The sequence below is a fragment of the Wandonia sp. genome (genome assembly GCF_984588085.1).
The window spans coordinates 1-10,873 of the sequence record NZ_CFIGVI010000070.1 but is presented as its reverse complement, the minus strand read 5'-3'; the positions used below and the strand labels follow the sequence as shown (position 1 = coordinate 10,873).

Genomic DNA, 10,873 nt, shown 5'->3' with positions numbered 1-10,873 from the left:
ACTTTGCCTATTACAACTCAAGGAACAACTGTCGTAACATGGACATACAACGACGGAAATGGGAATACATCTACACAAACGCAAAATATTATCATTTCAGGTCCGGATGTGAGTGTAACACAGGGCGATGATGTTACTTTGACTGCAGATTTAGCAGGTGTTGATTACCAATGGATTGATTGTGGTAATGACAACCATATTCTGAATGGAGAAACCAATCAAACTTTTGTTGCTACAACAAACGGTAGCTATGCAGTTATCATTGACAATGGAATTTGTTCAGACACTTCTGATTGTATTTCTATTACAACAGTTGGAATCGATGAAATAGCAGGCACGGAACTTATCAAAGTATACCCAAACCCATCAAACGGAGAATTTAGAATTGATCTTGGTATGCAATACAATCAAATTTCCATTCATCTGGTAAATTCATTAGGGCAGATCGTTCAAGTATATCAATTCGAATTAAAGGATAAAATAAAGCTAACTATTGATTCAGAACCAGGAGTTTACTTTATCGAAGGACTAATCGACCATGAACAGCCATTTAAAATAAAAATAATTAAACAGTAAGCAATGAAAAGAACATTACTAAGTACATTAACAATGTCGATTATGAGCGTAACAGTATTGGCTCAAAACGTCACTATTCCGGATGCAAATTTTAAAACCTATTTACTTGCCAACACGGCAATTAACACAAATAGTGATTCTGAAATTCAAATCAGTGAAGCTGCTGCATTTTCTGGTCAAATCGATTGCGGTTACCTCAATATTTCAGACTTAACAGGTCTCGAAGCATTTACGTCATTAACAGACTTGCGTTGCTACGGAAATAACATTACTTCATTAGATGTTAGTCAGAATTCGGCATTGGAATACTTAAATTGTGGATACAATGGAAATTTGGTTTCGTTAAATACGGGAGCATTGACTTCTTTACACACAGTAATAACAACTGACAATACTAGTTTGTTTTATGTCGATTTTAGTCAAAATACAGCGCTGGAGACCTTGGATTTAACGTCGAATGAGTTGTTTAATCTAGATGTAACTCAAAACACAGCTCTAAAAAATCTGAATATTAATTTTAACTACATCACCACTTTGGATTTGAGCAATAATCCAAACCTTCTCTCGCTAAGCTGTTTTAACAACACATTAACTTCCCTGGATTTAAGTAATTGTCCTCTATTAAGTGGTTTATCTTGTGGAGGTAATTCTATCTCCTCACTCGATATTAGTACATTACCTAGTTTGTTCAATTTTAGCTGTGATGGAAACAACCTAATTGCTTTAGATGTTTCCAATAACCCCATTTTGAGCATATTACGATGTGAAAACAATAATATTCAACAATTGGACGTAAGTCAAAATGTTGATTTGGTATACTTCACTTGTCAATCAAATGAGTTGACATCACTAAATATGAAAAACTTAAATTCAACAACGTTGGGGAATTTCGATGCTACTTCAAATCCAAATCTAACTTGCATTGAGGTTGATGATGTAACAGACGCAACAACGAACTGGACAGATATTGATGCGACAGCCAGCTTTAGTCTATCATGCAGTAGTTTAGGAATCCATGAAACGAATTTTGATGAAACTATTTCTGTTTTCCCCAATCCAACTTCAGGAACAATTAGAATTGACAAATTAACCGGGCAGGCAGATTTTCAGGTAGTGAGTTTATCAGGACAAGTTGTTAAAAAAGGAGTCCTTTTTCCTGAAAGCAAACTGAATGTTGAAGATATCACCTCCGGAGTTTACTTTATCCATGTTCAAACAGATAATAAACTGTTAACCTCAAAATTCATAAAAAAATAAACAATTATGAAAAATTTATTACGCATCTTATTTGTTTTCGGGTTTGCTTCTTTTCACTTGAAATCTGCTACAGCTCAGTGCATAACAGCTGTTGACCTTGATGGAACCAATCAGTTCTTATATGGCTCTAACCTTTTACAGTATGATTTTTCACGGTTCACAATTGAAATGTGGATCAACTCCGATGATTATACAGCAAATGATGTTTATGTAAATTGGAGGAACGGCTCTTATGTTTCTCTTGGGGGGTGGGCCGCAGACGGGAGTTTTAATACCTGGGCAGAAGGATTAAATCCAAATTCGATTAATTCTGGCCCAGGAACAGCTCCAACCCCGGGAGAATGGCATCATATTGCCTATGTTTTTGACGGATCGAATCAAATTATCTACATCGACGGCATAGCAGTTACAACAGTTCCTACAACCGGGAGTGTTAACTTAAATGCAACAACACAAATGATTGGTTTAGTCGTCGGTGCACGCTTCGATCAAGGTCAACAATTCACGAACACGAAGTTTGATGATGTAAGAATTTGGAATTATGCCAGAAGTAGTACCCAAATCAATGCAACAATGAACACCGATTTGAATGGAAATGAATCAGGGTTAGTGGCATACTACCGTTTTGAGGATGGTATTGGTAGCACCATTGCTACAGATCTGACCAGCGGAGCAAATCACCTTACACTCACGAATATGGATCCTGCGACTGATTGGGTAAGTGGTGCATTTTCTTCAGATATACATTCAACAGCAACTATTGAAAGTTGTGGACCTTTGACCTGGATAGATGGAAATACCTATACTACAGATAATAATACGGCAACCTATCTGTATTCCGGTGGTGCTGTCGGAGGTTGTGATAGTATTGTCCACTTGGACTTAACAGTACTGGATCCCGTTGATAATACAATTACAACAAGCGGTCCTTCATTTTCCGCAAACGAAGTATCAGCTGGTACACAGTATCAATGGATCGATTGTGATAACGGAAATACTCCAATTGCAGGAGAAACTGCCCAAACATTTACTGCAACTCAAACAGGTTCGTACGCTGTAGTTGTAACCGGACAAAATGGTTGTAGTGATACTTCTGCTTGCTCAAACATAACGATTGTTGGATTAGATGAAATTAACCCTGACCATCTAAAAGTGTCTATCTATCCTAACCCGGCAAGTTCTGTTCTTTCTGTAAAAGGTTTAACAAGTGATGAAAACTTCACTATTCTGAATTTACAAGGTGAGACCGTGCATAATGGCACTACAAACACTACCATTACAGTAGATTATTTGGCCAGCGGTACCTACTTTCTGAAATTTGAAAATAGACCGGTCGTATTATTTGTAAAAGAATAGTTATTCTTTTATTAATCAGCTTGCGCATAAGATTTCAACATTTCGGGACGAGGATTATTATATGGTTAAAAAAAACTAGACCATTCGTTGTATTCACTTGTTTAATCCGTGTTATACCATTTATGCGGTCTAATGAGATCAAAATTAACGGACAGGAAATCAACATGAAGTGTCGATTTCCTGTCTAAATCAGACTCCCATCATTACATGGAAGACAAAGATTCAAAAATTGATCATGTAAAACCGCTTAAAATATGTTTCGTATAAGAGAAAAAATTTTGATGTGAAAGACATGCAGACAGATACTATCAATTGCAGCTAATAAAAAATGAAAACACTAATCTGTATAGTAGGAATATTTTTGTGTATCGGACTATATGCGCAAAGCGACACAACAACACACACAAAAAGTAGAATTACAGAGGTCTATGATGTCGTTGCTGTTCATAAAGAAATACGAGACGGAAGAGGAGGAACAAGAAAATACACTTCAGAGCTAAAAGGAGAAATTCTGAATTACGATCAAAGTACCGGTGTACTTACATTTAAATCTACGGATGGTAAACTGTATTCTTTGAGTAGTGATGAATACAAATACTTTGAGTATAATAAAGAATTTACCACTAAAAATAAAGTGTTTACCTTAAAGCAACGTAAAGAGTCCGAATTTGAATTCTCGGCAGGGGTCAGAGTTTCCTTTCTCAATTTTAATGACCATTTTACTTCCGACAATTATTATCAGTACTCCGGAGGAGGCAATACAGATCTCCCTATTTCAATTTTTGCAGGAGTTGGAAAATATTTTAGCAGGAAACATTATGTTGGAATAAATGGAGAAATCGCTGTAATGTCCTACGGAAGTAATTATTTTGCAGGAGGATTCAACTATCGATTTCAATACGATGCCAATAAACGAAATGTTGCATTCTACATCCCGATAGGATTAAACTACCTCACCTCCAAATACAATCAATCCTTTCAATTAACTGATTCCGTCGTTGCACAATTACAAGCAAGCTCAGACTCCTATTCCAGTCATCAGACTGTGGATTATAAAATATCCGCTCTTTCATTGTCATTGGGACATGGTTTTTCCTTTATCTTAACTAATAAACACTCTATTTCTCTGGAATTAGCGTTCATCAAATTTTTTCCATTGAACACAACATTTACAGATTCTTTAGAACAAACACCCGATATTCGAATGACAGGGAGCGGAATACGTCTGGGCTTAGCCTATAATTTTTAATACTCCAACAGATAAATACAACAGAAGCTCGAGTAATTAGATGTCTAAAATTCTATTTCCCTGTAGACAACGAACAATCTAAAGTGATTTTACAATTCTTCACGTTCAAGCCACTCCAATTCCCCTGGTAGTTCCATAGAACAAAACTCCAGGTGAATCACACGTCTTCGTTTTTGATTTTGTGCTTTGGAAGAAGCGTGTAATAAAAGAGGTTTCATCAACTGAACACCTCCCTCCTGCACTTCTATAACAACAGGGTTAGCATTGGAAACAATGGCTTCTTTTTCTCCATCCGAATAACGTCGACTGTGCGAACCGGGTATAACCTTTACTGCACCATTTTTGACCGTAGCCTGATCCAGGTGCACACGAATACTAAACATACATTTCAGAATTTCCTCGGGCGGACACACGCTGGTAATTCCATTTCTATTGGTCCAGGAAGAAAACCCCTCCGTCTCTATCCGTTTGTTTACATTGACAGGAATATCCTGATGCCAGGTAACATACCAATTATCCGTATCGGGCTTATCAAAATAGATAGCTTTCGTCAGAAAAGCATTCTCATCCACAACCTGTACAATTTTTCTCAGGTTCCTATTCAATACAATTTTTTTCAGTTCGGGAATATCTTTCAATAAAGTCCGCTTTCCAAAAGTCGGCTCATCGTGTTTATCAAAGTAAACATGAAGCCTCTTCCCTATTTCCCGAACCTCCTTCCGCGTATATATATCGTTCAAAACAACATATCCACTCCGCTCCAGTTTCCTTGAAGCAGCTACCAAGTTCGGTTGGTGTAAATGTGTTCTGTATTGATCCAGCGCATTTTGTAGCTGATCCTGTATTCTCCTCCGGAGTGAACTGGGTTGTAGCACCTGAACCGCACCTCCAAATCCCAAAATCAACCGTTCCAATTCAAAGTTATGGTGTACAAAAAGTTCCAGAATGATTCCATCATCAGGCAACTGCTCCAGTAAGCGCTGCGTATGGTGCAACGGTTTGGTCACGATATATGGAGCATTTGAAGCATCTACTTTCAGAATCACCCGGTCAACATATTTCTCGTCCATTACTGTTACACCTATCGTATTTTTATAATACGCATCTCCATCAAAGGGCTCTTCTAAAGTCTCCTTTTTCAGATCATACTCAACAGACTCTATTCTATCCAGAGCAAGGGTCATAATACTTCCCTTTGGTTTGCTTTTCCCTACAAGAAACCATCTATTATTATATTCTTTCAGAATAAACGGATAGAAAGTCATTTCCGAACTCTCTTTAGCTGAAAAAGATTTGTAGCGAATCTTCAAAACCAACTTTTTCACAATAGCCTGATACAGCGCGTCCAAATGTTCCAATCCTTTCAATCGCTCATTTTTGTCTAAATGAATGACTGCCGGTTGATGTGTTTTCTCTGTATAAATACGGTCTTCCAGTTTTTGGATAATGTCCCCCAACTCCGAAAACAAAGAAAAATCTCTGAATTGCTTCAATATTTCCACTGATTCCGTAAGTACCTGCATATCTCCTTCATTCAAAGGAATATCTGTCATTCTGTAATCCGGATCATCGTATTTGTAATATTTCTTATCGTAAACCACAATAGGTGCATTGTACCCTAGCTTATCACTCCTCATCAATTGAATATCCAATTGAACCGTCCGTTTACTCACATTAACATCCCTTCCCTCGTATTCGTACAAAGCATCAGAACAAGCCTCAATAAGATCTTCTAATGTCCACCTGTGGTACTGATTTTGCAGACATTTATCGATTGTTTTGTAACGTATCAGTGCGTTTTTATTCTGAGCCATAATCTGTAGTATCGTTCTAAAATGACTATTCGACAGTCAAAGTTAACAGCTTATTTCATTAAAAATAATGTCTTTCCTTTGGTAAAAAACAAATTTCACTCTACATTTGCATCCGATTTAAGTTTGAAATTCATTATTAACGAATAAAAACCAAAGCAAAATGTTCAGTTTAATTAACATATTCTCCAGCGAGCCAGGTCAGGGACGTGTGCTTTGCGTGCTTTGGAATTCATAGATTAAAAATATTCTGTTATGAAAGTCCGAAGCAATAGTTTCGGACTTTTTTTATCTCCATTTTACTGGTTGTAAGTTCGAAACATTGAATCCATCAATTTGTGTTACGTATTTACTTTAAAAAAAATGTAAGTCAAAATTTTTGACAGTAGGTTAAGCCACTGTACTCTATTATTTTTTGAATATGAGATCTAACTCTGTTGTTCATTCAACAGAGAATTTTTCTCATCATTCACAGTATTTATTATTTCAGATAAAATGGGAAAGAAAATTAAAGGAAAAGACCTGGTTAATCTGGGTTTTCCACAAAACAATACAATCAATATCGCTTTGGGACAAATCAGCAGGTACCGCAAAAAGTGCGACAAACAAAAATTGCTGAATGAACTTAGTGATGTTATTGCCAATCAGGACTCTTATAAAAATGACCCTGTATGGGGAAAAATTATTGAAGCGATGACGGATCCGGTAGAACTCGAAATGCACACCTTACAATCACATCGTGCTCCTTTCGAAATATTCGGAGAAAATGAAATTGGCGATCTGGCAAAACATCAGTTTTATGGTTCGTTGAAACTTCCGATAGCGGTACGGGGTGCACTCATGCCTGATGCTCATGGTGGTTACGGACTACCAATAGGTGGAGTACTTGCAACAAAAAACGCAGTAATTCCTTATGGTGTAGGTGTTGACATCGGCTGTAGAATGGCGATGTCAGTGTTCCCCCTCCCTGCCAGTCATTTCAAAGGTCGAACGGATCAAATGAAAAAGATACTCTCCGAACATACTAAATTCGGTATGTACGAAACTCATCGGGTAAAACATGATCATCCTATATTTGAGAGAAGTGAGTTTCGTGAAATCCCTTTGTTGAAGCAGCTTTTCAAAAAAGCTTACCAACAGTTAGGAACATCAGGAGGAGGAAATCATTTCGTTGAATTCGGAGTAGTGACTATGCGGGAAGATCTCTACCTAGATGGTAAGCTTCAGCTTCCTCAGGGAGAATACCTGGCTTTGCTTTCGCATAGTGGTTCCAGAGGGTTGGGAGCCAATATCGCCCAGCATTATACGCATCTGGCAAAAAAGCAATGTCACTTACCTAAACAGGTACAACACCTTGCCTGGTTGGACATGGATAAACACGATGGAATGGAGTACTGGATTGCGATGAATCTGGCCGGTGAATATGCCCAGGCGTGCCATGATAATATCCACTCCAGAATAGCCAAAGAGCTCGGGACTCAAATCACTGTAACCATTGAAAACCATCACAATTTTGCATGGAAAGAAAAAGTTAACGGAGAAGAATGTATCGTTCACAGAAAAGGCGCTACACCTGCCGGAAAAGGTGTTCTCGGAATCATTCCCGGATCAATGACGGCTCCCGGATATATTGTAAGAGGTCTGGGGAATGAAAATAGTTTGAATTCCGCTTCTCACGGTGCCGGACGTATGTTCTCCAGAAGTCAGTGTAAATCCAGATTCACGAAGAGTGAGATCCAAAAACTACTCCAAACTAACGGAATAGAGTTAATCGGAGGGAATGTAGATGAAGCACCAATGGCGTATAAAGATATTCATACAGTCATGAACAACCAACTGGAACTGGTAGAAGTGATTGGTGAATTTCAACCAAAAATCGTTCGTATGGACAAATAACAAAAACAAAATGGACACACAAATTATAACCATATCATCAGGAAGAGGCCCGGCAGAATGCTGCTGGGTCGTTTCCCAGGTTCTGAAACAAATGCTGATCGAAATCAGGAATATGGGATATACCTATCACATTATTGACGAACAACAAGGAGATCTGCCGAGTACCTATCACTCAGTAAGTCTGTCTGTTTCCGGAAATGAATTGATTCATTTGCGGAAATCCTGGGAAGGAACAATCCAGTGGACCGGAACCTCTATGTACCGCAAACATCATAAACGAAAGAACTGGTTTGTAGCCGTACAATTCAGAAAAAATACTGATTTGTTAAGTATTGATTTGAATCAGTTAAAATTTCAAACCATGCGAAGCGGAGGAAAAGGCGGTCAACATGTTAATAAAGTCAGTACCGCCGTTCGTGTTACCCACACTCCTACCGGAATCAGTGTTACCAGTAGCACGCATCGTTCCCAGTTACAAAATAAAAAACTGGCATTGCAAAAGCTACAATTAAAATTGGAGGAACGGCAACTGGAAGAAGCGGGGAAACAGGCTAGTAGGAACTGGCAGGAAAAAATTGAAATTGAGAGAGGAAATCCCATCAGAGTGTTTAGTAGCCTACAATTCAAGGATTCGGCAAATAAAAACAATAAACAGTTTGGTTCCCGAAGACAGCTACTAAAACAGGATTTACGAACAAGATTAAACGAAACCAAAGATGAATAAATACCTTTTGGAAGCGCTGGATGCTTACCCTTTTGATCTGGCGCAAGCTTTTGAAGCGATGGAATACGCCTTGAGTAGTGATAATCAATGTCCTCATACGCTTTGTCTGTACGGCAGAATGTATGCAGAACAACTACAGGACTACCCTAAAGCTATCAGTTATTTTGAAGAAGCACTTCAAAGTAATCTCTATGCTATTCAGGTCTACCCGTATTATATCAATGCATTATTGAACTATGAAGAATTTGACGCGGCAAAAAAATTAATTGACTTTGCCTTAGATGTAAAAGGCGCAGATAAAGGAGGACTTCTTCTTCTCAAAGCTTTGTATTTTGAGTATAAAAAGGAGTACAACGAAGCCCTCAACACACTAAAAGAATCAGAATCATTTAGTTTTAATCAAGACTTCAAAAACTCATTAAAAGAAGCTAAGACCAGAATTGAAGAGAAAAGACCGCCTCAAAAAGAAGCCAACAAGACGAAAAAAAAGAAGACCGCAAAAAAGAAATCATAATTCTTTTTTTATTCTACGCAAAATCATTGCGCACATCTAATTAACCTTTGTCCTGTTCTTATATTCAACAATTCATAAAATCCTCCGCCGGCAATAGAGCTGGCGGAGTAAAAAAGAAAAAAATGAAAACAGACGGAAATACATTAATCAAATTAGGGTATCAACCAGGAAAATGGTTTGGAGAAGCATTGGATTATATCAACACACATAAACTGGAGGGAGAAAAACTACATCATTATCTCGATCAGTTTAAATTACCTGAACCACTGGCTTTGAAAAAGCAGGCAGCAGAATTCTCTGTTAATATCCGTGCTGAACATGAATCAGAGGTCGAAAATGTTTCTCAGGTGATCTCTACCATGAATGAATTAATGAAAACCCCGACACTTGTAGCTGGGACGATTATGCCGGATGCCTGCCCTACCGGAGCAATCGGACAAATCCCAGTAGGAGGCGTTGCTGTCGCAAAAAATGCGATTCACCCGGGAATGCACAGTGCTGATATTTGTTGTTCGGTTATGTTGACAGATTATGGAAAAACAGATCCTAAACATATTCTTGATATGGCACACGCTTCTACTCACTTTGGTCCCGGAGGTAGAGTGAGAGGAAAACAATTTTCACTTCCTGACGCACTGAAGGAGCAGTTTATGTCGAACCCATTTCTACAATCCAGTCGAATGCTATCACTAGCTCAAGAACATATGGGAACACAAGGTGATGGAAACCACTTTCTGTATGTTGGTCGTTTAAAGTCTACCGGAAATACGGTTGTTGTGACGCATCATGGTTCACGTGCTCCCGGAGCGTTGCTCTATAATCAGGGGATGAAAATAGCTGAGAAGTTCAGACAGGAACTATCTCCTGAAACGCTAAAGCAAAATGCGTGGATTCCGTTTGACACTGAAGAAGGTAAAAACTATTGGGAAGCTTTACAGATCATTCGTGAATGGACCAAACAGAATCATACAACCATCCATGAGTTGGTTGCCACCGGAACGGGGGCCTCTGTTACTAATAGATTTTGGAATGAACACAATTTTGTATTCAAAGACGAAGATTTGTTTTATCATGCGAAAGGAGCAACACCGTTGGATACCAAATTTATGAATGACGTTACAGGTCCACGATTAATTCCATTAAATATGTCTGAACCTGTATTGATTGTTGATGGAGAAACAACGGGGAATAATCTCGGTTTTGCTCCACATGGAGCAGGGAGAAACATCAGTAGGACACAGCACCGGAAAAACAAAGCTCATAAAACAAGTGAAGAAGTGTTTTATGAAGAGACAGAGGGTTTAGATGTTCGTTTTTTCTCCAATGAGATTGACGTTACCGAACTTCCGAGTGCATATAAAAATGCCGAAAACGTTAGAAACCAAATGAAGGAGTTTGGTCTTGGAAATGTGATTGATGAAGTAGAACCGTATGGGTGCATTATGGCAGGTGACTGGCAAAAAAATGCTCCTTGGAAAAAACGAAAGAAG

At 38.3% G+C, this 10,873-nt stretch carries 9 protein-coding genes; 8 read left to right on the top strand and 1 reads right to left on the bottom strand.

The features are described 5' to 3' along the window. From AC4PL9_RS14715 to AC4PL9_RS14700, 4 genes are all read left to right on the top strand, one after another. Nucleotides 1-576 (top strand): T9SS type A sorting domain-containing protein (locus AC4PL9_RS14715; protein ID WP_491605511.1); only part of this gene is annotated, 576 nt, incomplete at its 5' end. A gap of 42 nt (nt 577-618) precedes the next feature. Then, nucleotides 619-1,833 carry a T9SS type A sorting domain-containing protein gene (locus AC4PL9_RS14710; RefSeq protein ID WP_491605510.1) on the top strand — a complete coding sequence of 405 codons (1,215 nt, stop codon included), beginning with the start codon at nt 619-621 and terminating at the stop codon, nt 1,831-1,833. A 6-nt stretch (nt 1,834-1,839) separates the two neighbouring features. Then, nucleotides 1,840-3,189 (top strand): LamG-like jellyroll fold domain-containing protein, encoded by a 1,350-nt coding sequence (locus AC4PL9_RS14705; RefSeq protein WP_491605509.1) that lies wholly within the window; start codon nt 1,840-1,842, stop codon nt 3,187-3,189. Between the two features lie 328 nt (nt 3,190-3,517). Then, entirely contained in the window at nt 3,518-4,438 is a 921-nt protein-coding gene (locus tag AC4PL9_RS14700; protein WP_491605508.1) for a hypothetical protein, read from the top strand. An 89-nt stretch (nt 4,439-4,527) separates the two neighbouring features. Here the strand turns inward: AC4PL9_RS14700 and AC4PL9_RS14695 are convergent, their stop codons facing one another. After that, the gene (locus AC4PL9_RS14695; protein WP_491605507.1) at nt 4,528-6,252 is read right to left on the bottom strand and encodes a WCX domain-containing protein; all 1,725 of its coding nucleotides are present in this window, start codon (nt 6,250-6,252) and stop codon (nt 4,528-4,530) included. 492 nt (nt 6,253-6,744) lie between these two features. Between AC4PL9_RS14695 and AC4PL9_RS14690 the strand changes: the two genes are divergently transcribed. The 4 genes from AC4PL9_RS14690 to AC4PL9_RS14675 form a co-directional block, all read left to right on the top strand. Beyond that, nucleotides 6,745-8,145: an RtcB family protein gene (locus AC4PL9_RS14690; protein ID WP_491605506.1), complete on the top strand. Its 1,401-nt coding sequence runs from the start codon at nt 6,745-6,747 to the stop codon at nt 8,143-8,145. 10 nt (nt 8,146-8,155) lie between these two features. Further along, entirely contained in the window at nt 8,156-8,869 is a 714-nt protein-coding gene (gene prfH / locus AC4PL9_RS14685) for a peptide chain release factor H (protein WP_491605505.1), read from the top strand. Then, nucleotides 8,862-9,383 (top strand): tetratricopeptide repeat protein, encoded by a 522-nt coding sequence (locus AC4PL9_RS14680; RefSeq protein ID WP_491605504.1) that lies wholly within the window; start codon nt 8,862-8,864, stop codon nt 9,381-9,383. The genes prfH and AC4PL9_RS14680 overlap by 8 nt, the downstream gene beginning before the upstream one ends. Nucleotides 9,384-9,505: 122 nt before the next feature. Next, a partial coding sequence (locus tag AC4PL9_RS14675) for an RtcB family protein (RefSeq protein WP_491605503.1) occupies nt 9,506-10,873 on the top strand: 1,368 nt, incomplete at its 3' end.